This window comes from Coleofasciculus sp. H7-2, assembly GCF_042747725.1.
GTDB lineage: Bacteria > Cyanobacteriota > Cyanobacteriia > Cyanobacteriales > FACHB-T130 > FACHB-T130.
The window spans coordinates 23178-47948 of sequence record NZ_JBHZGO010000098.1 but is presented as its reverse complement, the minus strand read 5'-3'; the positions used below and the strand labels follow the sequence as shown (position 1 = coordinate 47948).

Below are 24771 nucleotides of genomic sequence, written 5' to 3'. Positions count from 1 at the left end.
TCTGGCGCTATGACGCGATCGCTTACTCTGGATCGATACCTAGCGATCGCAGTCGTTCAGCCAACCGTTCGGCGCGTTGTCGTTCTTGTTCTAGTTGCGTTTGAGCCTGTTGAGCTTGGGTTTGTGTTTGTTCTAGTTGCGTTTGTGCTTGTTGAGCTTGGGTTTGTGCTTGTTCTAGTTGCGTTTGTACCTGTTGAGCTTGCACTTGAGCTTGCTGAGCTTGAGCTTGAGCCTGTTGAGCTTGCACTTGAGCTTGCTGAGCGCGTTCTACTGCGAGTTTCGCGGCTTCCTCCGGGGTCGGGACGCTTGAGCCTTCTGGAGTAAAGTAGCGTAGCTGTCCCTGTTCTACGCCCATATACAAGCCTAGCTCCTCACACCAACGCCAGCCTGTCTCGTTCGGGGCAATTTCCTGATACCGATTTCCCTGCAACCTCCATCCTTCAAATTCCAGCGTATCTGGCGAAAACCAGAAATATTCCGGCGTGCGGAAGCGGTCTTGGTACAAATCTTTTTTCAACGTGCGGTCTGTCGTGGCGGTAGAAGTCGATAGCAACTCGATAATCAAATTGGGATACTTGCCATCTTCTTCCCACACCACCCAAGCATTGCGAGGACGTTTTTGGGTCTGCTTGACTAAGAAGAAATCGGGACCGCGAAAATCACGATTTCGCAGTTGTTGCCGACTAAAATAAATGGTGAGATTGGCACCGATAAAAAAATCCTCTCTTTCACGCCACAGCCATTCCAGACAAGTGACAAGCAACAGCAGTTGCATATAATGCAAAGAACTTTCCATTTCAGGCTCATCACTGTACAGTTGACTGGCATCAGGCATCATCGCATCTAGTTGCTGGGCAGTTATCGCAGTTTTCATTCGGGTTGAATTGCCTCTACATCGCATTGACTTAATTTTATTGTCAGGGATTTGGGATGCTTGACGCAAAGCGATCGCTTTCTCATCAGGAGTAAAGCGATCGCTTCCGTTAATGAATCAGAATTTACCACGTCAAAATACTCATCACCTCACCAGGATTAGAACCTGGTACAAGAGGACTCCACGCTCAAACTTGTGCAAAACCCTGGCTGAAGCTTTGAATGAGCTGATTGAGGATGAGGAACAGCCTGAGTAGCGATCTCTTAGGGGTGAGGTTTATAAGGAGGATGCGATCGCGTTCTGGTTTCGGAAATATTGCTACTTATCGGAATCTTATCAATATCAGTAGATATAGAGTCATAAGCAAAACATCTTCAACCAGCAAGGAAGGGCTTTAAAGTATGCAAGAAGCATTGCATACTTTAAGAGACGATTACCATCAAGCCAAATTAAACTTAATTAACGTGTTTTCCAGAAGCAGCAAAGAGACTTGCAAGAGTATTATAAGTTTATCGGTAAGTAGGTAACACCATTATCAAAAATGTGCTAAGCCTATGTTTAATTGCCTTAAAATATATTTCTTAACCTTTAAAAATTTGCAAGTTTTTAAAGGTTAAATATTATTCTTAAAAATCAAATCTATACAATAGAAACATGAATTATGATTAGATATCAATTTTTCCCTAAATCCATTAAAATAAATGAACAAAGCCAAGCAATTGTAGAATGTTTTCTCCGAGTAGAAGAACAAATAAAGTCACCTAACCATACTCTTTCAAGTAATCAAGTGTTGGATATATTGCGACCCTACCTATTAGCGGTTGAGATGCTAGTTGAAGCAGGTAAAGCAAGAGAACAGAAAATTCCTGTTCCAGTTTTGTTTGGATTAAACAATAAAGTTGATATATCTTTTGATGCTGATGCCTTAAGTAAAGATGGCAAAATAGTTTTAGAAATTGAGGCTGGTAGAGCAGTTGATAATTATCAATTTCTTAAAGATATATTTCAAGCAAGTATGATGGTTGGAGTTGAGTATTTGATTATAGCAGTAAGAAATGATTATCGGGGTAGAGATGACTTTGCAAAAATTTATAAGTTTTTGGAACTACTTTACATAAACAATCGCTTGATTTTACCTTTGAAAGGTATATTACTTATAGGTTACTAAATCAGTTTTGCTTGAACAGTATATTATTCGTTTAGCCAATTTAATCCAGGGATATTACATTAAATTAATGATTTAACTGACATGGCAATGGATACCTTGTACGAGTTTATAATTATGAGTCAACTGATGAAACTACAATGCCTTTTTTCTGGAGCCGCAAGGATGATTGCAAAGATTTTTACATAAACTTAAAAACTCGATTAATTTAAGCTTTTAGTAGTAATAAACTCTACGCTAATATAGCTGTGCAAACGATGGAGCGAGGAGGAAGCTATAAAGTTTGAAGCCGCGCCCTCCCCTTCATCCCACTTGCTGAATTTGCTTTATGTAGCTGCAACTTCTGTCGTCCGACTTGCGGAAGATTGCAACAGCAAACCGTATTCAATTCCCTCGACGACCGCCTGATAAGAAGCTTCTAGGATATTGCTAGAAACACCCACAGTTGCCCAGCGCTGATGACCGTTGCTAGATTCTACTAGAACGCGAGTTTTGGCTGAAGTCCCCGCGCCACTATCGAGAATCCGCACTTTGTAATCGGTTAAGTGAAATACAGCAATTTCTGGATAGAAATTGACTAAAGCTTTGCGTAATGCAGCATCCAGCGCCGAAACGGGACCATTCGCTTCCGCAGCTTCCAAAATATCTTTGCCATTGACAGCGACTTTCACGGTGGCGAGGGCGTTAGCATTCCTGACAATATCGCAGTGGACTTGAAAACCCTTGAGTTCAAACATTTGCTGTCGTTGTCCCAATGCCTCGCGCATCAGCAAATCGAAACTCGCTTCTGCTGCTTCAAACTGATAGCCTTCATTCTCCAGTTCCTTGAGGCGGCGTAGAAGTTGGCGACAGGCGGGATCTTGCTTATCTAGATCAATGCCAAAGCTGCGAGCCTTTGCCAAAATATTACTTAATCCAGCTTGGTCGGAAATCACAATTCGACGCTCGTTGCCGACTTGTTCTGGCTGAATATGTTCGTAAGTCAACGGGTTGCGCTCAACCGCTGAAACGTGGATGCCGCCTTTGTGAGCAAACGCAGAACGACCAACAAACGGTGCGTGTTCATCGGGAGCAAGATTGACGACTTCGCTGATTGAACGACTGGCTTCTGTCAGATGTAGCAGTTGTTCGTCTTGAATACAGTTATATCCCAGTTTGAGTTGCAAATTGGGAATCACAGAGCAAAGGTTAGCATTGCCGCAGCGTTCGCCGTAGCCGTTGATGGTGCCTTGTACCATTCTGGCTCCTTCCATGACGGCGGCTATTGCATTCGCCACCGCTGTATCAGAATCATTGTGCGTATGAATGCCTAGAAGCAGGGGGTTTCGAGTTTTGAACTCACTGCTGGCTTCTGACTGCTGAGCGCTGATTCCGATTACACTGGCGACATCCCGGACAATTTGGCTAATTTCGTGAGGAAGCGTGCCGCCATTGGTGTCGCAGAAGACGAGCCATTCTGCACCGGCTGCGATCGCGCTTTCTAATGTCTTGAGCGCATAATCCCGATTGTGCTTATAGCCATCAAACCAGTGTTCGGCATCGTAAATTACCCGCCGCCCCTGACTGCGGAGATATTCAATCGTATCTCCAATCATCGCCAGATTTTCTTCTAAACTGGTCTTCAGACCCTCTGTAACTTGTAAATCCCACGATTTGCCAAAAATCGTCACCCAGCGGGTTCCCGCCGCGAGAATGGGCTGCAACATCGGATCTTCTGCCGCAGTTGTATGGGGACGACGAGTAGAACAAAAGGCGACAATTTCTGCTGAGGAGAGCGGTTCTTCCTTCAATTGCCAAAAAAATTGTACATCTTTGGGATTCGCCCCAGGCCAACCGCCCTCAATGAACGGAACGCCCAACTTATCTAGCTTTCGGGCAATTCGCAACTTGTCTTCGAGTGACAGCGATAGCCCTTCGCGTTGGGCACCGTCGCGCAACGTCGTGTCGTAAATCCAAATTCGGTTTGTTTGATCTGAGTGCATGGGAAGTTGTAGCCGAGGGAGAAAATTTAACAGATGATTCTGTAAAGAACTGTAAAAATAAAGTTAAGACAAACAATCACTCAAGAGGCTCGTTGAATACATCATTATGCCAAAGGTAACAGCTCAAGGAAAAACGTTTGAGTGCAGTACGGGTGCCAATCTGCGTCAAGTGCTACTAGAAAATGGCATCGACCTCTACAATGGCAAGGCAAAAATCATTAACTGCCAGGGACTTAGCACCTGCGGCACCTGTGCAGTGGCAGTGGAAGGGAACGTTTCCGAAGCCAACTGGAAAGATAAAACCAGGCGATCGCTTCCTCCCCATTCTCCCACGGTAAACCGGCGCTTAGCTTGTCAAACGCAGGTTTTAGGAGATGTCAAAGTCACCAAATTTGATGGATTTTGGGGACAAGGCACTCAAACTGTTTGGACGCCGCAAGGATAAAGCAATTTCAGTTTTAAATTTTAGATTTTGGGTTAAAAGCGTGTCACAAAATCTTGAATTACAGCCGGAATCAGCGCCAACCAGTCGTTTCCTGTTTCGCATTTCCCCCCTGATTCGCATCACGTTGATGGCGCTTTACCTGGCACTGACGATTGCGCTACCGTTTTTGTCACAGGCATCTGCGTCACCCCTACCGCCTTGGTTGCTGTGGCTGGGAATTGCCTTGGGGTTAGTACCGTTATATGCTGTCCTCAGCGAACGGGTGATTGTGGATGATGAAAAAATCCAGGTAACTTATCCTGGCTGGGTTCCGGTTTTCTTCCGCAGAGGTTGGGCGTTACCTTGGGCAGAAGTCAAAGATTTAAAACTTCGCACCACGGGGCAAGGTGGAATCGTTTATTACTTTGTTAGCAAGTCAGAACAAAAAGCTTATTTGCTACCGATGCGTGTCGTTGGCTTTGCTCGGTTAGTTAAACTGGTGGAAGACAAGACGGGAATTGATACAACTGATGTTCGTCCTTTGTCTCAGCCTTGGATGTATCTAATTTTGTTAGTGTTCGCGCTGCTGCTTTTTGTTACAGATGGTTGGACAATTTGGATGGCGACTACACAAGGACGATTGACATAATTTTTTGAACTACGAAGACACGAAAGCACAAAAAGATTTGCTGCGACTGGAACGGGTGAGTCTAGCCGCGCCAGTCGGTTCGCAGTATTTGTTGAAGGAGATTTCGTTTGAGGTGTTTCCGGGCGATCGCTTATGTTTGATTGGCCCTTCTGGTGCCGGAAAAACTTCGCTGTTGCGGCTATTGAACCGGCTATTGGAACCCACTGCTGGTGCAATTTATCTGGAAAATCAAGATTATCAAAAACTTCCGGTTATCCCGTTGCGGCGGCAGGTAATGCTGGTTTCTCAAGAACCAAAACTTTTGGGAATGACTGTCAGAGATGCCTTAGCTTATCCTCTGGTTTTGCAAGGTGTCCCGAAACAGGTGATTCAGCAACAATTGCTCAAATGGATCGAGCAACTGCACATCCCAGAAGATTGGTTAGGGCGGACGGAAGTGCAACTGTCCCAAGGACAGCGGCAATTGGTAGGAATTGCCCGTGCCCTCGTTATCCAACCTAAAATTTTATTACTTGATGAGCCGACTTCTGCCCTAGATGCGGGTCGTGCTGCTTATGTCCTGCAAGTATTGACGCAACTGTGCAACGAGGGAAAAACCACAGTGGTGATGGTCAACCACCAGTTAGATTTAGCCCAAATGTTTTGCAATCGGGTTTTGTATTTGCAGGATGGGCAGTTGCTTGAGGATGTCTCAGCAACACAGATAGACTGGAGTAATTTACGCGATCGCTTTATCCAAGCGGAAGCCCAAGCCGCTCAAGATTGGGGTTAAAAGGTAATTAGTGATTAGTCATTAGTTAGTAGCAACAAACTAATGACTATCGACTGATAACGAATAACCTTTCATCAAATGGAATGATTACTTCTTCGTAGCGATCGCTAATTTTGCACCTTTAACCTTACGCAATTGATCCATCACCGCCACTACTTGACCGTGATTGACTCTTTCATCAGCATTTAGCACGATGAGGGTTTCTTGTTCGGACGGAATCAGCGATCGCACTCCGGTTTCCAGTTCCCCTAAATCAATTGGCTGGCGGTTGAGTGCTATTTCTCCCTCCTCGTCAATTGACACCGTAACGGGTGTCGATTTTTGAGCTTGTCCGGTCGCTGCTTTAGGCAAATTCACCGATAGCCCTTCTGAACGGGTCAAAAACAGCGTGGACATGATGAAAAAGGTCAGAATGGCGAAGATCACATCGATCATCGGCACGATGTTGATCTGCACTGGGATATCCGGCTCATCGGGTAGTCGCATAAGAAGGCTCTCCTTTTTCATAACGGCGGCGGTATAACAGTTCTAACTGACCGCCGTACTCTTGAATGTGTGCCGACTGTCTCTGATAGAACCCTCGAAAGGCATTTGAAAACACTAGGGCAAAGATCGCCACAATTAATCCGGTGGCGGTGGAAACTAACGCCTCACTAATCCCTGCCGTGACACCGACCGTCTGGCTGCCTCCTACACTCCCTAGCGTCAGCGAGGCAAAGGAGTTAATCAATCCCAAAACCGTTCCCAGCAACCCCAGCAGCGGCGAAAGGGCGATGATCGTTTCAAACACCACATTGAATCGTTTCAATCCAGGTAACTCTGCTTGCGCTTCACTTTCCAGCGCTAATCGAAATTCTTCTGGATTGGGTTGTTCCAGTTCCAATGCTGCCAAAAAGATTCGCGCAATCGGTAAGTCAGCATTCTGCTGTAGCCGATGTACAGCAGCTTCTGGATCGTGCTGATAAAGCTTCATCACGTCTCGGACAACCCGGCTTTGCCGTCGGTTAATGCGAAACCAAAATCTTGAACGCTCTATAACTAGGGCGATCGCTAATATAGAAAATCCTAGGAGTGGCCACATGACCACGCCGCCCGCTGCAAAAAGATTACTAATTCCCATCTAATTTCTCTAGGGCAATCAACAAGGCTTTGCCTACCAGCTTACTTGAGTATTAAAGCTGATAGAAGTTCTCAACAGAAATTAAACCTAATGAGAATCTATGTCAAGCAGTTTTTCCCGATTTTGAGAATAATGATTTTTATTGAGTAATTTTAACAAAGCCGATACCAAGGGTGAAAAGCTTATGAAAACTAAGTTTCGAGAGGTTTTGCTCACGGTAGCAACAGCCAATTCCCCTAGTTCTACCCCTTGACATTTACTTCGGTGCATCTTACCTTGACCAAACAAGTGCAAATAACTTGCAATAATATATGGGATTGTCAAGTGTTGCTGTTCAGCAGCGAGAAAAAGAAGAAGAGGCTCTGAGGTCTTTTATTGCCTATAGTCTCATCGGTTCCCTCGCACTCCATATCGGAGTGCTGGCTATGAGCAATCGTTGGGTGAAAACATCTGACATCGTTGCACAAGAGCCAATGGAAGTGATAGTTCTCGATCCTGAGAGCCTTCAAGCTTTGGAACCAGAGGAAGATACACCAAAAGAGGCAACTCAACAAGAGAATACTCCATCAGCAGCAAGTTCAGTTGCAGCCGGAGGTTCTCGCGTCTTAACTAGCTCTGGCAGTGCATCAGAAACAGGCTCAGTTGCAGCAGGTGGTTCAGGCGGCGGGACACCCGATACAACTTCTGCGCCCGCATCTCAACCTCGCACAGAACCAAAAGCGATCGCTCCCTCTCCACCCGCAGCGTCACAACCAGCGCCCACACCCCCTGAAGTGGTACCGCAGCCAGTACGGCAGCCGCTCGTGGTAAACTTACCCCCGTTCCGACCAGCTCAAACGCCCAAACGAGTCGAGCAACCAGTCGCTCCCAATTCAGTAACACCTGTCAAGCGTGAAGAACCCGTTGCTGAGACGCCCAAACGAGTAACTCCCGATCCAGTGGCAAGCGTGCCGCCGAAACCAGTAGAGAAGCCGTCTTTGGAACGCACTGAGGAACCCAATCCAGCAAGTAGTTCGCAGCCAATTCCCCAGCCTAGCTCGGTTGCCGTTGCGCCGTCTCCACAAAATGACAAGCCAGCAGCTCCAACACAGGCGAGTCCCTCTTTCCAGCAACAAACGTCTGAAAGATTTAGAGATTTGGTTAGAGGAATCACCGGCTCCAGACAAACTCAAGAAAGTGCCGGAAATAGTGGTAGCCAAACTGATAAAAGCAGTACCGTCGGCGGCTCTACTGTGGCTGCCGGAACGGGAAGTCTGCTAGGCAGTGGTTCGGGTACGAGCAGTAGCACTGAAGGCTCAGGACAAGGAAGCGGCAGGGGCAGTGGCACCAGCAGTAGTTCGGGTACGGGCACTGGCTCTGGTACGGGTAGCAGCACTAGCAGTAGTTCGGGTACGGGCACTGGCACCAGCAAAGAATCGGGAAGTGGAAGGGATGTAGCAATAGTTCCAGAAAATTTCAAACCAAGAACCGAGCCAAGAACTGAGCCAAGAACCGAGCCGAGAACTGAGCCAAGAGAGAGGAATGAAGAACGTCCTTCGAGGAGATCGGGATCGAGCCGAATCGGTTGCGTTAAATGTGACAAGCCCAACTATCCAAGCAATGCGAGACGGCAAGGCGTCGAAGGCGCATCCCAGGTCAGTGTTGATGTTGACGACAAAGGAAATGTCACCAATGTTCGGCTGTCGCGTTCCAGCGGTAGCAGTGAACTCGATGAAGCTGCTGTTAGAGCCGCAAGAGATTGGAAGTTCGATTCTTCCTCTGGTAGACGACAGGGGGTTCGGGCTTCAGTTGATTTTCAGCTAGAGGGATCGGAGCGGGAGCGCCGTTCTCGCCAGCGTCGTCGCTCAGAATCGGCATCTTCCGACCGTAGCTCGGAGTTATCGACTCCCCGGCGGCGGCGGCGTCTGGAATCGGCATCTGCTTCCACTAGCGCCTCAGATTCCCCACGTCGTTCTCGGCGGCGGCGTTTGGAATCGGCATCTGCTTCTACCGCCTCGGAAACACGGCGTACCAGTCGGCGGCGGCGGCTGGAATCGGCATCTGCTTCCACCGCTTCGGAAACGCCACGTCGTTCTCGGCGGCGGCTGGAATCGGCATCTGCTTCCACCGCTTCGGAAACGCCACGTCGTTCTCGGCGGCGTCTGGAATCGGCATCTGCTTCCACCGCTTCGGAAACGCCACGTCGTTCTCGGCGGCGGCGCGGGGAATCTGCGGCTGCCAGTCCGTCCCAGCAAGCCCCACGGGCACGGCGGCGGCGCGTGGAATCTGCCTCTAGTCCGGCAGTGCGGCAAGCCCCACGGGCGCGGCGGCAGCGGCGTCTGGAAGCCGGTTCAGCCAGTCAGTCACAACAAGCTCCACGGGCGCGGCGGCGCAGAGCCGCACCTTCCTCAGCAGAATCATCGGGTTCAGCTACTACGAACAACGAATAATTGCCTCTCAACCAGAGTGGGTATAGACTTTTGAACTGATTGTCGAATACCCAATCACTCGTCACTAAATAAATTTATGCACCACATCAAGACAGCGATCGCAATTTTAGGAGTTGTTATCGGAGTGGGTGGATTGACCCCTGTAGTTCGTGCCCAGTCAGAACCATCCCCTGCTCCTAGTCCCCAAATTAAACCGCCTGCTCCTACCAGTCCCCGCCTCCAAGGGAATCCTGAGGCGCTGCTCCAACAGGGGTTAGACAAACTTGACGCTGGAGACTATAAGGCAGCCGTCGATCTGTTGTCGAAGGTGCTGGAGGTGAATCCCAATGATACGGAAGCTTACTACAACCGAGCCGTGGCTCTTGTTGAGCTAGAGGACTACGAGAAAGCGATCGCTGACTACAGCAAAGTGCTGCAACTCGATCCCAAGGATGATGAAGCTTACTTGAATCGAGGACTGGCTCGTACCGAGTTAGAAGATGACGCAGGAGCGATCGCTGATTACACCGAAGTTATCAAACTGAAGCCCGATCAAGCAGAAGCTTTCTATCAGCGAGGAATCGCTTATGCCCAGCTAGAAGAAGACAAGAAAGCCATTGAAGACCTTCAGAAAGCCTCTGAACTCTTCGCTAAGCAAGGCAAGCCTGATGAGTCCAAAAAAGCACTGGCGCTGATCGAGAAACTTCAGCCGTAGCCTGAATCGATGGGCTGATCGAAGCTCAGCCCATCAGCGTTTTATTGAATTTGACAGGACTTACGCAAATATCACTACATCTGAGGGCAACCACAGGGGGATTGAACCCGAAAAAACGCTACCCCGAAAAAACGCTATATGTACAAGCTTTGCGTAAGTCCTGTCCAAGTAGCCGAGTCGCCCAAAGAGAAAGCCCAAAGAGCGATGGATTTGAGGCAGGCGGCAAAGTCTATCTTAAAAGTCGATCTTAGCGGTGGCGGTTCTGTCCCCCTACCATGCTAGGGGTAGCATGGGCAGAGAGCGGTTTGGAATCGTCATCAAATGTCAAGGCAGCTGGTTCCGCCCCCTTAAGAATCTCTGGATTGAACCGATAGCCCACGTTGCGGACAGTTTGAATCATGCTGGGTTGTCGAGGATCGGTCTCAATTTTCTTGCGTAGGGAGAGGACGTGGGTATCAATGGTGCGCGGGTTATCGATGGCGTCAGGCCAAGCGCGGCGCAGCAGTTCGGAACGACTCAGCGCCACTCCTCCAGCCTGTGCCAGGACGTAAAGCAGGCTGAACTCTTGGGGCGTCAGCTCAATGAATTCTTCTTTGAAGCGGACGCGGCGTTGCACTAAGTCTATTTTTAGGTCGCCATAATCTAGGGACATGGGTGCGGCTGTGACGCGGACACGGCGAATCAGCGCCTCAACCCGCGCCATAAATTCTTGCATCCCAAATGGCTTGGTCAAATAATCGTCGGCTCCTGCTTTTAACCCAGCGACGATATCGGCTTCCAGACTGCGGGCAGACAGCATCAAGATGAGTACCTGTCCGTGTTGATGAAGCCATCGGCAAAATTCAATTCCATCGCCATCGGGCAGGTCGGAATCAAGGATGACAACTGTGGGTTGGCGAGTATAAAACGTTTCTCTACCTTGATGAACGCCAGCGGATTGACACACCCAGTAGCTTGCTTGCTGTAAGTGCCAGCCCAGTAGCGATCGCAGGTGCGGGTTCCCCTCGATGATCTGAATGCAAATCGATCCCACGGTGGCATGCTTCCCTTCAAGCTGGTGAGCTTCAGCTTAACAAAGCTTATGTCAGGATTCTGTAACCAAGGCTACGAGGGATCGGGGCTACACAATTAAAACTTAAAAATTAAAATTAAAAATTTTCTCTTTAAATTTAAACTTTTGTTTTATATTTTTAATACTTTTAAGAGTAATATTACCGATTTAGAGAGAGCCTGAAGCCGAAGCTGCCATTTCACTAAGCAATGAGTAAAATGAAAGTTAACCAAGGTTAACGTTTAGTCAAGTTTGCTGAACGATGCCATGCCAATAGCTTCCGATGAACAAATCAGTATATCCGGCTTGACCAAGCAGGATGTCTTTCCTACCAGAAACCCACTGAGTGAGGCAAAAGGCAACAGACAAATAGCTTTTTGGATATTCCCGGCAAGGGGCAACAGGCAAATCTATCCTGGCAATTGGAAATTGCGGTTAAACAATCGAAATTTTGTTGACAAAAGTTCAAGAATCTGCTTATTTAGGAGACTTTCTTTGTCCAGCGGCAGTTTAAACCACGCAACGACTAAATTGCAATGCTTGCTGGAAAAGATGGCACAAATCGCTCGACGGATGCATGACGTTGGGGATCGGGTTTTCTACGATAAAACTAAAGTGAGAGCGATCGCGCAACTCGCCGCCATCGGAGGTATGAGTTTTGCTGTTATTCCCTTAATCTTCAAGGAACACAACCAACCGTTCTATCATCACCAAACTGGTATGCACCCGTTTTCGGTTTCCGCACAGCAACTCCAAACCGCTGTAGTTCTGGTTAGGAAACTAGGCTCAACTGAGCTAACCGCTCACGGCGAAAGTTTCCTTCTTCCAACTTCACCCCTTATACTAATTCACACCTGATACTTCCGACCATGCTACAGGACTCTCAAACCATCCGCTACTACCAAAGACTCACCGACGCCCTCGTCGAAATGTGGAATCGGGGTTATCGCTTCGATGATTTGCGGCTGTTTTTAGATGGCTATCTCGCAGCTATGCGTCATTCTAGCGTTCTGGAACCCTTTCTCATTCACCGCTTAGAAGAAGAAGTTACCCGTTACATTTACGATCCATCCAACTTTGACATGACGCAGACTCAACCTAAATCAGACTATTATTAGCTGGGGTTGGCTGGATTGGTCAAGCTGAGCCTACCAGGATCGGTCTTGCCATAGTTGCCTGTGGATAATGTGGTTAAATTGCCCACAGGTATACGATTTGGGGAGAAAACAGCGAGCTTCTGGGTGCTAATCATCTTTAACGTTGATCGGATTTGTAACTTAATACAGCCGATAAGTAAAGATTTGAAAAAAAAGCGATCGCCCTTACTATCCCTTACTCTCTAGTCCAGTCAATCATGCTATTTAGGATGATTTAGACTGCACTGCTTTTGAATTAGCTTTTAAATTTTAGTTCCAAGTTATCTTAAACACCATAAAAATTCCCTCCTTGATTCTTAAGTTGAAGAACAAGGAGGGAATTTTCGGTTTGCTTGCCTTAGCTTTAGGAAGCTAAAGCAACTTCAACCATTTCCTGCAATTCGCCCTTTTGGTACAGCTCAATCAGAATATCTGAGCCGCCAACAAACTGAGCATCAACGTAAACCTGGGGAATGGTAGGCCAATTAGAATATTCCTTAATTCCCTGCCGGATTTCCCAGTCGTCCAAAATATCAACCGTGTGGTAGGGTACGCCCAAAGTATTCAGAATCTGTACCACATTGTTGGAAAAACCACACTGGGGCATCAGCTTGTTGCCCTTCATAAAGACCACAATTTTATGCTCTTTGAGCAAGCTGTCAATCCGCTCTTTTAGTTCTGGCGTCATAGTTCTGCTTGGAATGCCTCTGTTGTCTAGTGTAATGCCAGTGCGCGAGAACGCAATTTTTATTCAGCTTCAACCTTGCTTCGTAGCTGACTCCCAATCTTGGGGAGTATAGGTTTTCAGTGCTAGAGCATGAATAGCTTCTGTAGCCATCGCTTGCTGCACCGCACCGTAAACCAGTTGGTGCTGTTGTACAAGCCTTTTGCCTTCAAACTGCGACGAAACCACTGTCACCTGGTAATGGTCGCCACCGCCAGTCAGATCCTGAACTTGAATCTGGGCATCTGGCATTTTGGCTTTGATCATCGCCTCTACCTGATCTGGGCTAACCATTTAAACTCCCGTTTCACTTCAAGTTGCTAATTCTAATCTACCGTTTGGGTGCAGAGGAAGATGAGTTGGAGCGATCGCTCGAAGAATTAGCAGGCGCGGAATCAGGAGATTCGATAAACCCGATTTCCAGCAGCTGCTGATAAGCTTTCTTGCCGAGATCGCGTGTCGGCTGCTGGCTGCGAACAATCTGAATCAACAAAGGCACTGCCAAATCTGGCTGATTTTGCGCTCGATGCACCAGCGCCAGCTGATAAGTTGCCCGATCTCGAAGTTGAGCAGCTTCTACAGCCTTGCGTCGCTGGCTCTCGTAAACTCGATTATCAATTCCCGAAAAACTAGAACCCAGTTGTTGATAGAAATTGGACAACTGGTTGAAAACCTGACGAGCCTCTTGGAGCTTCTTGGCGGCTAGAGTATAGTTTTGCGAAGATACGGCACTATCTGCCTCACTCAGCAAACGCTGCCCTCCTTGCATACTCAACAAGCCACTCTCCTGAGAGATGGGGCGGAGATTGTTGGGATCGGTTAAATCTGGTTGTGTTTGACTGGCGTCTTCTGGTAGAGCAGGGATTTGGTTCTGAGCCTGCACGGGTTGTAGCAGAGCCAAAGACACTGTTAAAGGTAGGCCAGCAAGGCAGGTAAAACCGAGGCGACGAGCAGTTCCAGAAGATACCATAAAATAACCCTATTTGGGGGCTGAAAACAGAACGATGACAAACTTTGGGTATCTTAACATTGTCGGACTCACCACGTTTAAGACCAACCGCTGATAAATTCCCAAAGTCATGCCCTGTTTAGATTGACAAAACTCTAAAAAAGTTTCCGAATATTCTTTAATAATATAAAAAATAAGGGTAGAGATTTCCTGAGCAAAAGCTCGGATATCCTTAGAGCGATTTCATCTAATGCGATCGCGCATTGCGAATTTAGGCGGAAAGGTCAAGAATTTCAATTTGGTAGCTGTAGCCTTGTTCCGTCAAGAAAAGCTGTCAGTGACGGGCAAAGTCTTCCTCGCAGGTTCGCACTCACCCGTTCATCTCGCGCCAGGAGTTCCGCCAAGGGTCGATCCGCTACTTTTAGCACTAAAACTCTCTATTTCTTTTCTCTGCGTCCTTGGCGTCCTCTGCGGTTCGTTAAAAAACAATATTTCACAAATCAAATAAGATTGCTATAGAGCGATCGCTTTGCGCGTGGCTGGACGTTTTCCGAGAAATAAGACATCTGGGGGCTATAGCAATCCTATTTAAGTTGTGCGCGAGTATTCGCCTTAGTGTAGGTAGAGACGCGATTAATCGCGTCTCTACAGGGAGAGTGCAAATCATTTAGGATTGCTATATGTTTGATTTTAGCTTCGGGGAGGCAAGAATAGCTTACCACTCTCGGCAACTGGCATCATAGATTGCCGATCTCATTCGACCTCTTTCAACCACTCACAAAGAGCGGATTCTAAATCCTGTAAAGCTTTATCTAAACTTTCATATTTATCTGCGCCTATCCAAACATCTCCACCTTCATTAAAGGCTTTGATAAAAGAACTACTGTTTTCATCTTGCCCAATTTCAATCCAACCATAGCTATAAACAAAATTGGCAATGCTTGGGTAAGTTTTCTCAAGGAAATTAGTCATAATTTTGATAGGATTCACTTAGTTGATTGTTATCAGCGATCGCTCCCCATACTGAAGAGTGCCTCCTCAGTATGGGGATTAGGCGCGATCGCCTCTGGAAGGCAATCTTAAAATGCTACAGACAAAACGGAGAAGGCGCAAGTAGCGGATCTAGTGGCTGTCGGACTCTTCCATTCTGGAGCTAATTTATTTTACACTTAGACTATCAATAACAAAATCAAGGATAGGTCTAATGTCTCCTTGGGTGAAAGATCCTGACTCTGGCGGAGTTAAGATTCCAAAAGCTGTTCAAGAACGCATCAAGCAGCGGATTCTCAAATATGCTGAAGCTCGCTATGCGGGCAAATATACTCGCCTTGATATCCGCTTTCGCAGCCAGTTCTGTTATATAGATGCTTATCAAAATCCTCAGATAGAGCCAGACTTTCCTCTAGCAAATTTTCCGATATCCAGGGAAGAATATCTCGAACGAATACAAAATATCCCAACACATTTGTGTAGGCTCCGTTACTTTGGAGATGAGGAAGCCTGGAGTTTTTCGTTTTATACCTACAGTAACGAGAAGTACGAACTTTCCATGTTTAAACATGGTAGCTTTTACGGAACACCTGAAGCAGCATTTGAATCTTCTGCTCTGTACTTACACGATTAGAAGATGTAGAGACCAACAAAGTGCCTTAATAACTGTAAGCCTATTAAGTACCAATGAGCGAATACCAGCTTTACGAATTTCAAACAATTGACAAATCTCTACCTGAAGATCGAGCGGGTATAGCTGCGGCTTGCTTAGGGAGAAGAGAATCTTTCCTTTGAATTTAATAATAAATTATCTGAACTAATCGCTAGACCTCAACCTGAAAACCAGCCATAACGGACTATCAAGCATTTGTTTGAAGCGGCATAAAAAGAAGAGAAACAGGAAAGGACACGGGAAGCCGATGCTTGGAAAAATGTCAATCGCCTGCTAGAAAAGTCACAGGCGCAAGCTTATGATGAGGCAGTAAAGTTACTTTTAAAGCTCCAAGATTTAGTACTCTATCAAAACCGAAAGTTAGCTTTTCGGACACTTTTAAACCAAAATCATGAGCAATCCAGTAGACGCCCTGCTTTTATAAAATGTTTAAATAATGTAGGTTTATATCAAAACCAAATCTTTCTTCCAATCACTCAGTGCCAGGAATAGCAGCAATTTCGCGGTTGAACTGGCGTCAAGATGGCAACGTCTTTTCAAGGCAAACGCTACCATTAAGCCCTATGCGGATTGCTTCTATTTCCGACCACCCCATTCATCAAATCCCCTTTATTACCGCCGCTGCGTCAGGTCATATCGGTGTGGTTGAGCAAGTTTTACCGATTTTATCGGCACAAGTTGACTCACTTCCACCTGGCTTAGACGCTATCATCGTCGCTAGCGATTTACAGGGTATCAATCCCACAGATGGACGCCTTCTCGGTCATCGTGTCGCCGAAGAATTAGAAACTTTAGCTGACCAGGGACAGATTCCATCGCCACAGACAACAGGCATTATTTTGGCAGGCGATCTTTACGCACGAAGCGATAAGCGTGGCGGTGAAGGAGATGTCCGCGAAGTCTGGCAATCTTTCAGTCGCCGTTTTCGTTGGGTTGCTGGAGTTGCAGGAAACCATGACATTTTGGGAAACACGCCACAAGAAATTCAAACATTTAAAAATGGGCGAGGTATCCGCTACTTAGATGGTGAAATCGCTTTGGTTGATGGATTTCGCATCGCTGGCATCTCAGGTATTATCGGCAAGCCTACTAAACTTTGGCGTCGTTCAGAAAAGGATTTTCATCAAGCCATTCGCCAACTGCTCAAGGAGTTACCAGATATCCTAATTTTGCACGAAGGCCCCAATGAGCCAGACGCCAAACTCATCGGAAATCAGTCAATTCGCGCTGAACTTGCCACAGCGAACGAGTTGTTAGTCATTTGCGGTCACTCCCATTGGAAGGTGCCGATGACTACTTTATTCCCAGGAGTCCAAGTTCTAAATGTAGACAGCCGCGTAGTTGTCCTCACCGTGGCAAAGTCAGGGTAATTTGCTGTGAACCTTTTTCAAAAACAAGGGGACAAGGGGATGAATCATCTACGGAAAAATCGGCTTTCTCCCACTCCTTTACCCAAATCTAAAAAACCTACCCTTGTGAGGGGGTTAGGTCTGCTTTATCGGGGGAGTATTGATCCCATAAGGTAGAAAACTAGTGTTTGCTTAAAGTCTAATTGTCATGAGAGTCTAGAGCTTAGATAACAATTCGGTTATAGAGTCAAAAATTTGCTTTCCTCCAACAGTTATAAATTCGACAAACACAGGCGTCAGCATTCATGAATAAGGGGAAGGGGTCGTGGAGTGGATAGAACCACGAAAGAAAGCGCACCAGACGCACCTATTGAGGGCATCGTTTGGGCAGGGGCAACAGGATAGTTTGAGTATCAGACCTGGGGACTGGTCATGGCCTTTCTGGCTGGCTGTGCCACTCTACCCATACAGTCGGCGGCGGACACTCCGCAAAGAAGTCGTGAAGGACACGATCTGGACTTTTGACCAGATGCAGGGCATCCTTTACACTGTCGTACCGATTCGCATGACCGTCGTTAAGCTCTCTGAAGGGGGTCTTCTCGTCTATGCTCCTGTCGCGCCGACCAGAGAGTGTATCAGGCTGGTTCAGGAGTTGGAGGTGAAATACGGCGATGTTAAGTACATCATCCTGCCAACCGCTTCTGGCTTAGAACATAAGGTTTTCGCGGGTCCGTTCGCCAGACGCTTTCCTGTAGCACAGGTCTTCGTGACTGCGAACCAGTGGAGTTTCCCGGTAAATCTGCCGCTGAGTTGGCTCGGCTTTCCTAGCAAACGGACCCAGATACTTCCGGAGAATAGCAATGATGCGCCCTTTGCTAATGACTTTAATTATGCGGTGCTGAGCATCAACTTGGGGCGAGGGTCGTTTGAAGAAGTTGCTTTATTGCACAAGCGATCGCGCACTCTGCTGCTGACAGACTCGGTACTTTCAGTGCCAGAGTCTCCGCCAGAGATTGTCCAAGTTGACCCGTATCCCTTGCTGTTCCACGCCAGAGACAGCGCCTTGGAGAGGGTTGAAGATAGTGAGGCGAATCGTCGCCAGGGATGGCAGCGCATTTCGCTGTTTGCTTTGTACCTCCGTCCCAGCGCCTTGGAAATGAGCGGACAGTGGCAGGCATTGCGCGATGCCCTGAAAGCGCCGGAGCGGTCAAGGAAGGCGTATTTCGGTTGGTTTCCGTTCAAATGGAAGGCTCACTGGCAGCAGTCATTCGAGGCGCTGCGAGGGGGCGGTCGCCCGTTCGTGGCACCGATGCTGCAATCGTTCATTTTCACCCAAGCGCCTCAGGCAGTCCTTGATTGGGCGGACGAGGTGGCAAGCTGGAATTTCCAGCGAATTATTCCCTGCCACTTTGATGCGCCGATTGAGGCAAGTCCGCATCAGTTCCGGCGGGCGTTCACCTTCCTGAAGAAGAAGTCTTCTATCGGTGAGGGTTTCTTAGGGGGTGGAAGTCAGCCTCTGCCTGAGGAGGACTTTGAATTCATCAGGGAACTCGAAGAAAATCTGACCAAGCGCGGCATCACATCACCACAGAAGGAAAAGGTGTGAAGCGTTAATATAAAGCCAGTTTTCTAATACTTTATGTTTCCGGTCAAATACCCCGTTCCTCAAACTGACCCGCCGCGATCGCCCAGAGAAACGCTGCCCACCATGTACGATCTGCCTAGCGAAGACTCGGAGGAACCTGGCTTGCCCGATGAATTTCATGACTTGCAAGCGCAATTCTTGAGTCTCACGTTCTGCCCAACCCACTATCCGGCTTCGCGGGTCTTCAGTGCCAGCGACATGAACCTTTACTATGATGTGCGTCACGCTCAATGGTACAAGCGACCGGATTGGTTTGGTGTTGTGGGCGTGCCTCGACTTTATGATGATGTCGATATGCGCCTTTCTTATGTGGTTTGGCAAGAGGGCGTGAATCCTTTTGTGGTTGTGGAATTGCTCTCGCCGGGGACAGAAAAAGAAGACTTAGGGGAAATTCATCAGGAACTGCCACTTGCGTCTGAGGAAGTTGTAGACAATGGGCAAGCAATTGAGCCTCAGAGTAATGAGAAACCCCCACGAAAATGGGAGGTTTACGAGCAGATTTTACGCATTCCTTACTATATAGTTTTTAGTCGTTATACCAATCGGCTACGAGCTTTTAAGATAGTGGGAGCGCATTATCAAGAGTTAGAGTTACAGGAGCCACGAGTGTGGATACCTGAGTTAGAGTTGGGCTTGGGTTTGTGGCAAGGTGAATATCAGGGAATTGAGCGTTTGTGGTTGCGTTGGTATGACGCTCAGGGAAACTGGATTCTCACTGAGGCGGAACAGGAACGCCAGCGAACTGAACAACAGAGACAGCGAGCTGAACAAGCGGAAGCTCAGTTACAGTCGCTGATTGAGCGACTCCGAGCATCAGGAATTGACCCTGAGACGTTTTTGAACGGTCAAAGCTGAATTGAATGGAATAGAGCGATCGCTTCTCGTACTGCTTCAGCTTTGGGAGAATGAAGTTTGAGGGGGATGGTGCGTTAGCAAAGCGCGACGAAGTCGTTCGCTTCTCATGCTAAAAACTCTAGAATTGAGTCAATCAAAGCAAGAAGAATGAGTGATTGGAGCAATGAAGACGCTAGCTAAATGGTCTGTGGATGACTATCACCGCATGATCGCAGCGGGAATTTTGCGCGATCGCCGTGTGGAGTTGCTAGCAGGTGAAATTGTTGAAATGAGTCCAGAGACACCGATTCATTACAATACGGCAAAGCGAGGCGCGAAATACTTGGAGGAGTTGCTACAGGGGAAAGCCGATGTTCGTTTCAATGGCCCAATTACACTACCTGACTCCGAACCCGAACCGGATATTGCGATTGTTCGACTGCCAGAGTCTGCATACAGCGATCGCCATCCCGAACCTGATGATATCTTTTGGGTCATAGAGGTTGCTAAGACCAGCCTGAAAAAAGACTTAGACCTCAAAACTTCTATCTACGCATCTGCTGAAATTCAAGAGTATTGGATTTTGGATGTATCTGCTAAGCGAGTAATTGTGTTTCGAGAGCCTCAAAATGGTCGCTATCTTACACAACAAGTTCTTCGTGAAGGTGCGATCGCGCCATTGGCATTTCCCGATGTTCAGGTATCTGTTGAGAGACTTTTTGCTTGAGTCGTTTGTGTCAGTTGTATGATAATTCCGAATGCAGAGCGTGCTGTGGTTGATGTCCGTAAGTTACGTGATTACTGTCTCAATTCCACACACGATCAAGGCAAACATAAGGCACGTTTGTTTGAATCCATGCTTGGCATAACTCCTAGTGATGCAGAGGAGTTACGTAGGATTTTACTGGAAGTTATCAAAACACATGAGGTACAGCTAGGGCGAAGGGACGACTACGGGCAACGTTATACCCTTGGCTTTGTGCTTGAATGGGGGGAGAGAAGCGCTACAGTTCGTAGCGGTTGGATAATCGAACATGGCTCAGATATTCCAAGATTGACAACCTGCTACCCGTTGTAAGAGTTGGAGGTTTATATGACAGATACAATCAAGTTGTTAGATATAGTTGCTCTTACAGCCAATTTGCCTGAGTTTAATCTGTGGCGTGGGCAAGTGGGTACAGTTGTTGAAATCCTTGCCGATGGTAGGGCTTTTGAAGTTGAATTTAGCGATCGCACAGGACGCACTTATGAGTCTCTTGGTCTGCGTCCAGATCAGATTATGGTGCTGCATTTTGAGCCAGTATCTGGTGATGTTGCAGCATAACAAGATACTACAACTAATGACTCACTAATCCGATAAGTACAATTGTGCTGAAATTCAAGAGTATTAGAGCTTTAATTTTATTTACAAAGTTAGCAAATGTGTTTCGAGAGTCTCAAAATGGTCGATATGTTGTAGCATCAGGTCATTCGTGAAGGAGCAATAACTTTGTTAAGTATCGCTAACGCGCCGTTGACATTTCCAGACATTCAGGTATCCGTCGAGAGACAGTTGGGTTGAGCAAGACAGAACAATTCCTCCAATATTTGCCATTGTTAATTGTACAGAAAACTTGATGCGAATATCTTTCAGAACCATTAGTGATTTAGCAGAACTGATTTGTGGCGGTAGCGGAGGAAGTGGAGGATTTAGATGGAATAACTTCCCATATCGATCAAGTTCACAGCTTACGCAGTTCTTTCATTCCTGTGACCAACCATACATACATGATGGCGATACCAGAAAGTACTGGGTAGAGACCATACTCAAAGAACTGAATCAAGGTTTAGTAACAGTTCAACAGCTACCATCTGATTCAATTATTAGAGTCATTCAAGAGCTTATGGATGCTGTTGACTATCAGAGGGAGAAACTTGACCGTGATGCTGCACTTGTAGACTTGAATCATGTTCTTGGTAGAGACGGTATTCACGCATACTTTGATGCTGCTGGACGTTGTCACGTCAGAAATGTTCAAACGAGTATTACTTCAGCCACTTCCAAAATCCAAGCACGTCCACTTTCTCCTATAGAACTCAGCCGACGGAACGAAATTGCAACTTTCTTAGATACAGCTTCTGAAGACGAGTTTATTGAAGAACTTCTTGTTCCACTCTTTCGTCAATTAGGCTTCCTGCGCGTAACGGCGACTGGTCATCGTGATAAAGCTCTTGAGTATGGCAAAGATTTGTGGATGAAGTACCAACTTCCAACAGGACACTTCATCTACTTCAGCGCCCAAGTCAAAAAAGATAAAATCGATGCAGCAGGGCGAGATATTAACAGCAACATTAGCGGTATCTTAGCTCAAGTACGTATGGCTTTAGATCATCCAATATTCGATCCAGAGACGAATCGAAAGAATCTACTGGATCATGTTTTTATCATTTCTGCTAACTTCATTACTAAGCAAGCTAGAGCTTTACTGAGCGAACATCTGGATGCTGCCGCCCGTCGTCATATCATATTCATGGATAGGGAGGAGCTGTTAGATTTGGGAGCAATCACGAGTGTGCAATTGCTAAAGGATAATAAGCCAAACAGCTTCTCATTTGAGGGGGATGATCCACCTTTCTAGAAACCATATCTTCTTTGCCGGATGAGTTTCGTAGCAATTTACCCTACCTACAGACTTGCCATAGCGCAAGCGAGAAAAGCAAAGCATGAGCGCACTACTTTAGGTTGTCGGCGAGGGCAGAGGGAAAGAGGTGATTGATCGGACAATTGCAACAGATATCACAGGAGAGAATTAGTAGAATTGAGAGAGCTATTAACCCTATTACTACCTATGCTAAAAACTGTCCAAGGCATTTATCAGAACGGACAAATTGAACTCACCGAACTGCCGCAGAATGTGAGCGATCGCACCCAAGTTCTGATCACCTTTCTCGATCCTGGCAAAATCGATCTCACCAAAGTGCGCCAACTGATCGATCAGTTAGAAACGATTGCAGGCATTCAGCAAGGCTTCGAGGAACTAGAGCGCGGTCAAACTCGTCCTATCGGAGATTTCATCCAAGAAATGCAGCAAAAGTATGACATTTCAGGTTGAGATTACTCCGATTGCCGAAGCTCAGATCGAGCAAGCCTACCAATGGTATCGAGAGCGTAATCCCGAATTTGCCTATCGCTGGTTTCGAGGGTTGATGAATGCGATGCTCCCAAGGGGAGCCGCTACGCTAACGCAACACTCCAAGAGAAGCCCCAGCGCTGTGCCTTGGCAGTTGAACGCGAAATTTTTCCTGAAGAAGTTCGGCAGTTACTTTACGGGAAAGCCAAAAACATATATCGAGTGTTGTTTACTATTCGAGATACTACAGTCTACGTGTTGTACGTCCGCCATAGTGTTCAAGCACCATTAACTGTAGATGACCTAGACGATCTAGGAGATGGAGTTTAAATAGGTTGTCGGTGAGGTACAGGTTTGAGGTGATTATCGGTGGGGCGATCGCTCCCCTTAATCATCAACCTGATTCTGTTCCAGTAGAGCGTAAGCGTTACCCATCGAACCTTTGCAAATGTTGGGTTTCGTACCTCAACCATTCCCTACGAGGTCTTTATCAGTTGGAAATTTGGTTTCGGATTCAAGTAAAATGACAAGAAAGCGATCGCTTTCATATTCGCGCATCAGAATTCTGAATTCCAGGCACTTTTCGATAGATGCAGGCAATATCGCCGCGAAAATCAATACTTGCAAAGTAAACTTCATCACCTTGTCTATAGATTTGAGAAACCCAATCGCCTGAATTGGAAAGGCGAAAACACTCGACGCTCATCTGAGATTGATGAATTAACACATATTCTTGTAAAGATGGCGACGTTTGATAATCAGCAAATTTCTCCCCTCTGTCAAAAGCTGCTGTTGAGGGAGATAATACTTCAATCACCAAGATCGGATAGAGGATGAAGTCTTCTGTAGAGTCTGTATCCCGCTCGTCACAAGTTACTACAACATCGGGATAGTAATAGCAGTCTGCTGATTCAATCCTGACTTTAATATCCGAATTGAGAACAAGGCAAGGGGTATCATTCAGATGATTATTGAACAGGGTTACTAAGTTGCCAGCAATAATAACATGAGGTTTCTTCGCCCCTACCATTGCATAGACTTGTCCTCGTCTATATTCATGTTTTATAGGGCTGGTTCGTTCTCCCTCTAGGTAATCTTCTCGTGAAATGTAGAAGCTTTTGTTAATAGTCATTGGGTAGTATTTCAGAATGAGTTGCTATTTTGATAAGTTGTAACCCAGCTTCTGTATGACATTAGGAAATTTGGTTTCGGATTCAAGTAGGATGACAAGAAAGCGATCGCTTCTGATTCAAACTAAGTCAGTCTACTCAGGCAATTCTCCAAAACGTTCTCGATAACGAGCCAATAGAGCCTCAGCTTGTTCCGCCCGTTCCTCTGCTTGCTGTCGCGCCTGCGTTTCCTGCTGAAGTGCCTCCACCAACTCATCAGGAACTAACAACTTCTCTCCGGTATCCTCCCGATAAAAACCAATCAGTTCCCCCTCCACAGCCAAGCGTAACTGCAACGGTTCGCTGCGGCTATCTGTAATTGGCTGATAGCTTTCTCCCTGAAGTCGATACCCCCGCAACTGCTCTTCTATCCACTCTCGTCTGGGGTCAAATAACCAATATTCCTGAACCTCCAACTGCTCGTACAAGGTTTTTTTGAAACCTGTATCTTGCGCTTGAGTTCCTGTAGAAGTCATCTCAAAGATTACAACTGGAACTTGACCTTCTTCCCAAGTTTTGTAGTTGTCTCTTCCTCCCGGTTCAACATCAAAAATTACTATCACATCTGGGGCAACTCGCAACTTGGGAAAACCCTGAGCGTAGTAGAGAAACTGATTGCCCAAAACAGTTGCTTGACGACCCTTGAGATATTGTCTCAGGACTTCTAGCGTTGTCAGTAGAACGTAAAGGTGAGCATAAGTTTCTGCCACTGCACCATCAGCACTTGGATAGAAGGGTTGGGACTGTTTGACCGTGGGTGTAATCGCTGTCATAAGCGCTTCCTTGTTACTTACCCATCCTGTACCGCCCTTACGGCCCGTTGTTTTAGTCGCCAGGGCAGGGACGGCGACCGTGGGAATTGCTAAAATAGTTGTACTGCGGTGTCTTGATGCAGTTGTGTTTAAAGCGATCGCCACCAGTGCAACATTCCCATTCTACCTGCAAGGAACCCTAGGCTCAGACGCGCTACTTGTGCAACAGTAACTCAAAGCTCTGAAAAAGGAATTAGCATGGTCTGGGTTGCCAGTTTCC

Annotated in this window: 31 protein-coding genes and 1 pseudogene; 20 read left to right on the top strand and 12 right to left on the bottom strand. The window is 46.8% G+C overall.

Going from position 1 to position 24771, the window contains the following annotated elements:
• Window positions 1-22: 22 nt before the first annotated feature.
• Window positions 23-874, bottom strand: a complete 852-nt coding sequence (locus ACFW2W_RS19370) for a Uma2 family endonuclease (protein ID WP_378181826.1) — start codon at window positions 872-874, stop codon at window positions 23-25.
• Window positions 871-1005 carry a hypothetical protein gene (locus ACFW2W_RS19365; RefSeq protein ID WP_378181823.1) on the bottom strand — a complete coding sequence of 45 codons (135 nt, stop codon included), beginning with the start codon at window positions 1003-1005 and terminating at the stop codon, window positions 871-873. Before ACFW2W_RS19365 ends, ACFW2W_RS19370 begins: the two co-directional genes overlap by 4 nt.
• 530 nt (window positions 1006-1535) lie before the next feature.
• Between ACFW2W_RS19365 and ACFW2W_RS19360 the strand changes: the two genes are divergently transcribed.
• Window positions 1536-2042 (top strand): hypothetical protein, encoded by a 507-nt coding sequence (locus tag ACFW2W_RS19360; protein ID WP_378181820.1) that lies wholly within the window; start codon window positions 1536-1538, stop codon window positions 2040-2042.
• Window positions 2043-2365: 323 nt separating this feature from the next.
• On the opposite strand, the gene cimA is transcribed toward ACFW2W_RS19360, so the two are convergent.
• Window positions 2366-4021: a citramalate synthase gene (gene cimA, locus ACFW2W_RS19355; RefSeq protein WP_378181817.1), complete on the bottom strand. Its 1656-nt coding sequence runs from the start codon at window positions 4019-4021 to the stop codon at window positions 2366-2368.
• Between the two features lie 106 nt (window positions 4022-4127).
• Between cimA and ACFW2W_RS19350 the strand changes: the two genes are divergently transcribed.
• The 3 genes from ACFW2W_RS19350 (at window position 4128) to ACFW2W_RS19340 (ending at window position 5866) form a co-directional block, all read left to right on the top strand.
• Window positions 4128-4466, top strand: a complete 339-nt coding sequence (locus ACFW2W_RS19350; protein WP_378181814.1) for a 2Fe-2S iron-sulfur cluster-binding protein — start codon at window positions 4128-4130, stop codon at window positions 4464-4466.
• A gap of 127 nt (window positions 4467-4593) precedes the next feature.
• Window positions 4594-5094: a hypothetical protein gene (locus ACFW2W_RS19345; RefSeq protein ID WP_378181954.1), complete on the top strand. Its 501-nt coding sequence runs from the start codon at window positions 4594-4596 to the stop codon at window positions 5092-5094.
• Between the two features lie 4 nt (window positions 5095-5098).
• Window positions 5099-5866 carry an ATP-binding cassette domain-containing protein gene (locus ACFW2W_RS19340; RefSeq protein WP_378181811.1) on the top strand — a complete coding sequence of 256 codons (768 nt, stop codon included), beginning with the start codon at window positions 5099-5101 and terminating at the stop codon, window positions 5864-5866.
• A gap of 87 nt (window positions 5867-5953) precedes the next feature.
• On the opposite strand, the gene ACFW2W_RS19335 is transcribed toward ACFW2W_RS19340, so the two are convergent.
• Both ACFW2W_RS19335 and ACFW2W_RS19330 read right to left on the bottom strand, forming a co-directional pair.
• Window positions 5954-6352, bottom strand: a complete 399-nt coding sequence (locus ACFW2W_RS19335; protein WP_378181808.1) for an ExbD/TolR family protein — start codon at window positions 6350-6352, stop codon at window positions 5954-5956.
• Window positions 6336-6986 carry a MotA/TolQ/ExbB proton channel family protein gene (locus tag ACFW2W_RS19330; protein WP_378181805.1) on the bottom strand — a complete coding sequence of 217 codons (651 nt, stop codon included), beginning with the start codon at window positions 6984-6986 and terminating at the stop codon, window positions 6336-6338. Before ACFW2W_RS19330 ends, ACFW2W_RS19335 begins: the two co-directional genes overlap by 17 nt.
• A gap of 311 nt (window positions 6987-7297) precedes the next feature.
• Between ACFW2W_RS19330 and ACFW2W_RS19325 the strand changes: the two genes are divergently transcribed.
• Window positions 7298-9415 (top strand): TonB family protein, encoded by a 2118-nt coding sequence (locus tag ACFW2W_RS19325; protein WP_378181802.1) that lies wholly within the window; start codon window positions 7298-7300, stop codon window positions 9413-9415.
• Between the two features lie 76 nt (window positions 9416-9491).
• Window positions 9492-10109: a tetratricopeptide repeat protein gene (locus ACFW2W_RS19320; RefSeq protein WP_378181800.1), complete on the top strand. Its 618-nt coding sequence runs from the start codon at window positions 9492-9494 to the stop codon at window positions 10107-10109.
• Window positions 10110-10356: 247 nt separating this feature from the next.
• Here ACFW2W_RS19320 and ACFW2W_RS19315 read toward each other — a convergent pair whose 3' ends face one another.
• A complete protein-coding gene (locus ACFW2W_RS19315; protein WP_378181797.1) occupies window positions 10357-11142 on the bottom strand; it encodes a response regulator transcription factor in 786 nt (261 codons plus the stop codon).
• Between the two features lie 513 nt (window positions 11143-11655).
• Between ACFW2W_RS19315 and ACFW2W_RS19310 the strand changes: the two genes are divergently transcribed.
• Window positions 11656-12018 (top strand): hypothetical protein, encoded by a 363-nt coding sequence (locus tag ACFW2W_RS19310; protein ID WP_378181794.1) that lies wholly within the window; start codon window positions 11656-11658, stop codon window positions 12016-12018.
• Between the two features lie 11 nt (window positions 12019-12029).
• Window positions 12030-12278, top strand: a complete 249-nt coding sequence (locus ACFW2W_RS19305; protein ID WP_378181791.1) for a DUF6761 family protein — start codon at window positions 12030-12032, stop codon at window positions 12276-12278.
• 382 nt (window positions 12279-12660) lie between these two features.
• Here ACFW2W_RS19305 and grxD read toward each other — a convergent pair whose 3' ends face one another.
• From grxD to ACFW2W_RS19290, 3 genes are all read right to left on the bottom strand, one after another.
• A complete protein-coding gene (grxD, locus tag ACFW2W_RS19300; protein WP_378181788.1) occupies window positions 12661-12984 on the bottom strand; it encodes a Grx4 family monothiol glutaredoxin in 324 nt (107 codons plus the stop codon).
• A 69-nt stretch (window positions 12985-13053) separates the two neighbouring features.
• Complete coding sequence (locus ACFW2W_RS19295) at window positions 13054-13314, bottom strand: BolA family protein (RefSeq protein ID WP_378181785.1); 261 nt, start codon at window positions 13312-13314, stop codon at window positions 13054-13056.
• A gap of 37 nt (window positions 13315-13351) precedes the next feature.
• Window positions 13352-13990 (bottom strand): hypothetical protein, encoded by a 639-nt coding sequence (locus ACFW2W_RS19290; protein WP_378181782.1) that lies wholly within the window; start codon window positions 13988-13990, stop codon window positions 13352-13354.
• Window positions 13991-14219: 229 nt separating this feature from the next.
• Between ACFW2W_RS19290 and ACFW2W_RS19285 the strand changes: the two genes are divergently transcribed.
• Entirely contained in the window at window positions 14220-14477 is a 258-nt protein-coding gene (locus tag ACFW2W_RS19285; protein ID WP_378181779.1) for a hypothetical protein, read from the top strand.
• A 245-nt stretch (window positions 14478-14722) separates the two neighbouring features.
• Here the strand turns inward: ACFW2W_RS19285 and ACFW2W_RS19280 are convergent, their stop codons facing one another.
• Window positions 14723-14941, bottom strand: a complete 219-nt coding sequence (locus ACFW2W_RS19280) for a hypothetical protein (protein WP_378181776.1) — start codon at window positions 14939-14941, stop codon at window positions 14723-14725.
• A gap of 232 nt (window positions 14942-15173) precedes the next feature.
• On the opposite strand from ACFW2W_RS19280, the gene ACFW2W_RS19275 reads away from it, so the two are divergent.
• From ACFW2W_RS19275 to ACFW2W_RS19230, 10 genes and pseudogenes are all read left to right on the top strand, one after another.
• Complete coding sequence (locus ACFW2W_RS19275; RefSeq protein WP_378181773.1) at window positions 15174-15593, top strand: hypothetical protein; 420 nt, start codon at window positions 15174-15176, stop codon at window positions 15591-15593.
• Window positions 15594-16138: 545 nt separating this feature from the next.
• Complete coding sequence (locus ACFW2W_RS19270) at window positions 16139-17002, top strand: metallophosphoesterase (RefSeq protein ID WP_378181771.1); 864 nt, start codon at window positions 16139-16141, stop codon at window positions 17000-17002.
• Window positions 17003-17351: 349 nt separating this feature from the next.
• Window positions 17352-18587 (top strand): DUF4336 domain-containing protein, encoded by a 1236-nt coding sequence (locus ACFW2W_RS19265; RefSeq protein WP_378181951.1) that lies wholly within the window; start codon window positions 17352-17354, stop codon window positions 18585-18587.
• Between the two features lie 33 nt (window positions 18588-18620).
• Complete coding sequence (locus ACFW2W_RS19260) at window positions 18621-19481, top strand: Uma2 family endonuclease (protein WP_378181768.1); 861 nt, start codon at window positions 18621-18623, stop codon at window positions 19479-19481.
• 163 nt (window positions 19482-19644) lie between these two features.
• A complete protein-coding gene (locus ACFW2W_RS19255) occupies window positions 19645-20187 on the top strand; it encodes a Uma2 family endonuclease (protein WP_378181765.1) in 543 nt (180 codons plus the stop codon).
• A gap of 18 nt (window positions 20188-20205) precedes the next feature.
• Entirely contained in the window at window positions 20206-20538 is a 333-nt protein-coding gene (locus tag ACFW2W_RS19250) for a DUF6883 domain-containing protein (RefSeq protein ID WP_378181763.1), read from the top strand.
• Between the two features lie 15 nt (window positions 20539-20553).
• On the top strand, window positions 20554-20784 hold the full coding sequence (locus ACFW2W_RS19245; RefSeq protein WP_378181761.1) for a DUF4926 domain-containing protein: 231 nt from the start codon (window positions 20554-20556) through the stop codon (window positions 20782-20784).
• Between the two features lie 292 nt (window positions 20785-21076).
• Window positions 21077-22078 (top strand): hypothetical protein, encoded by a 1002-nt coding sequence (locus ACFW2W_RS19240; protein WP_378181758.1) that lies wholly within the window; start codon window positions 21077-21079, stop codon window positions 22076-22078.
• A gap of 210 nt (window positions 22079-22288) precedes the next feature.
• Entirely contained in the window at window positions 22289-22552 is a 264-nt protein-coding gene (locus ACFW2W_RS19235; RefSeq protein WP_378181755.1) for a hypothetical protein, read from the top strand.
• A pseudogene (locus tag ACFW2W_RS19230) lies at window positions 22536-22900 on the top strand (type II toxin-antitoxin system RelE/ParE family toxin). The gene ACFW2W_RS19235 and the pseudogene ACFW2W_RS19230 overlap by 17 nt, the downstream one beginning before the upstream one ends.
• 214 nt (window positions 22901-23114) lie before the next feature.
• On the opposite strand, the gene ACFW2W_RS19225 reads toward ACFW2W_RS19230, so the two are convergent.
• Window positions 23115-23702: a Uma2 family endonuclease gene (locus ACFW2W_RS19225; RefSeq protein WP_378181752.1), complete on the bottom strand. Its 588-nt coding sequence runs from the start codon at window positions 23700-23702 to the stop codon at window positions 23115-23117.
• A gap of 132 nt (window positions 23703-23834) precedes the next feature.
• Window positions 23835-24512, bottom strand: coding sequence for a Uma2 family endonuclease (locus ACFW2W_RS19220; RefSeq protein ID WP_378181749.1), 678 nt, complete (start codon window positions 24510-24512; stop codon window positions 23835-23837).
• A gap of 10 nt (window positions 24513-24522) precedes the next feature.
• Between ACFW2W_RS19220 and ACFW2W_RS19215 the strand changes: the two genes are divergently transcribed.
• Entirely contained in the window at window positions 24523-24723 is a 201-nt protein-coding gene (locus tag ACFW2W_RS19215) for a hypothetical protein (RefSeq protein WP_378181746.1), read from the top strand.
• Window positions 24724-24771: the final 48 nt, after the last annotated feature.

Bases quoted from the DNA above. Each gene is read 5' to 3' on its own strand.
- ACFW2W_RS19370 (WP_378181826.1), bottom strand. From the start codon at position 874: ATGAAAACTGCGATAACTGCCCAGCAACTAGATGCGATGATGCCTGAT.
- ACFW2W_RS19360 (WP_378181820.1), top strand. From the start codon at position 1,536: ATGATTAGATATCAATTTTTCCCTAAATCCATTAAAATAAATGAACAA.
- cimA (WP_378181817.1), bottom strand. From the start codon at position 4,021: ATGCACTCAGATCAAACAAACCGAATTTGGATTTACGACACGACGTTG.
- ACFW2W_RS19350 (WP_378181814.1), top strand. From the start codon at position 4,128: ATGCCAAAGGTAACAGCTCAAGGAAAAACGTTTGAGTGCAGTACGGGT.
- ACFW2W_RS19345 (WP_378181954.1), top strand. From the start codon at position 4,594: ATGGCGCTTTACCTGGCACTGACGATTGCGCTACCGTTTTTGTCACAG.
- ACFW2W_RS19335 (WP_378181808.1), bottom strand. From the start codon at position 6,352: ATGCGACTACCCGATGAGCCGGATATCCCAGTGCAGATCAACATCGTG.
- ACFW2W_RS19330 (WP_378181805.1), bottom strand. From the start codon at position 6,986: ATGGGAATTAGTAATCTTTTTGCAGCGGGCGGCGTGGTCATGTGGCCA.
- ACFW2W_RS19325 (WP_378181802.1), top strand. From the start codon at position 7,298: ATGGGATTGTCAAGTGTTGCTGTTCAGCAGCGAGAAAAAGAAGAAGAG.
- ACFW2W_RS19320 (WP_378181800.1), top strand. From the start codon at position 9,492: ATGCACCACATCAAGACAGCGATCGCAATTTTAGGAGTTGTTATCGGA.
- ACFW2W_RS19305 (WP_378181791.1), top strand. From the start codon at position 12,030: ATGCTACAGGACTCTCAAACCATCCGCTACTACCAAAGACTCACCGAC.
- grxD (WP_378181788.1), bottom strand. From the start codon at position 12,984: ATGACGCCAGAACTAAAAGAGCGGATTGACAGCTTGCTCAAAGAGCAT.
- ACFW2W_RS19295 (WP_378181785.1), bottom strand. From the start codon at position 13,314: ATGGTTAGCCCAGATCAGGTAGAGGCGATGATCAAAGCCAAAATGCCA.
- ACFW2W_RS19290 (WP_378181782.1), bottom strand. From the start codon at position 13,990: ATGGTATCTTCTGGAACTGCTCGTCGCCTCGGTTTTACCTGCCTTGCT.
- ACFW2W_RS19285 (WP_378181779.1), top strand. From the start codon at position 14,220: ATGCGATCGCGCATTGCGAATTTAGGCGGAAAGGTCAAGAATTTCAAT.
- ACFW2W_RS19280 (WP_378181776.1), bottom strand. From the start codon at position 14,941: ATGACTAATTTCCTTGAGAAAACTTACCCAAGCATTGCCAATTTTGTT.
- ACFW2W_RS19275 (WP_378181773.1), top strand. From the start codon at position 15,174: ATGTCTCCTTGGGTGAAAGATCCTGACTCTGGCGGAGTTAAGATTCCA.
- ACFW2W_RS19260 (WP_378181768.1), top strand. From the start codon at position 18,621: ATGTTTCCGGTCAAATACCCCGTTCCTCAAACTGACCCGCCGCGATCG.
- ACFW2W_RS19255 (WP_378181765.1), top strand. From the start codon at position 19,645: ATGAAGACGCTAGCTAAATGGTCTGTGGATGACTATCACCGCATGATC.
- ACFW2W_RS19250 (WP_378181763.1), top strand. From the start codon at position 20,206: ATGATAATTCCGAATGCAGAGCGTGCTGTGGTTGATGTCCGTAAGTTA.
- ACFW2W_RS19245 (WP_378181761.1), top strand. From the start codon at position 20,554: ATGACAGATACAATCAAGTTGTTAGATATAGTTGCTCTTACAGCCAAT.
- ACFW2W_RS19240 (WP_378181758.1), top strand. From the start codon at position 21,077: ATGCGAATATCTTTCAGAACCATTAGTGATTTAGCAGAACTGATTTGT.
- ACFW2W_RS19235 (WP_378181755.1), top strand. From the start codon at position 22,289: ATGCTAAAAACTGTCCAAGGCATTTATCAGAACGGACAAATTGAACTC.
- ACFW2W_RS19225 (WP_378181752.1), bottom strand. From the start codon at position 23,702: ATGACTATTAACAAAAGCTTCTACATTTCACGAGAAGATTACCTAGAG.
- ACFW2W_RS19220 (WP_378181749.1), bottom strand. From the start codon at position 24,512: ATGACAGCGATTACACCCACGGTCAAACAGTCCCAACCCTTCTATCCA.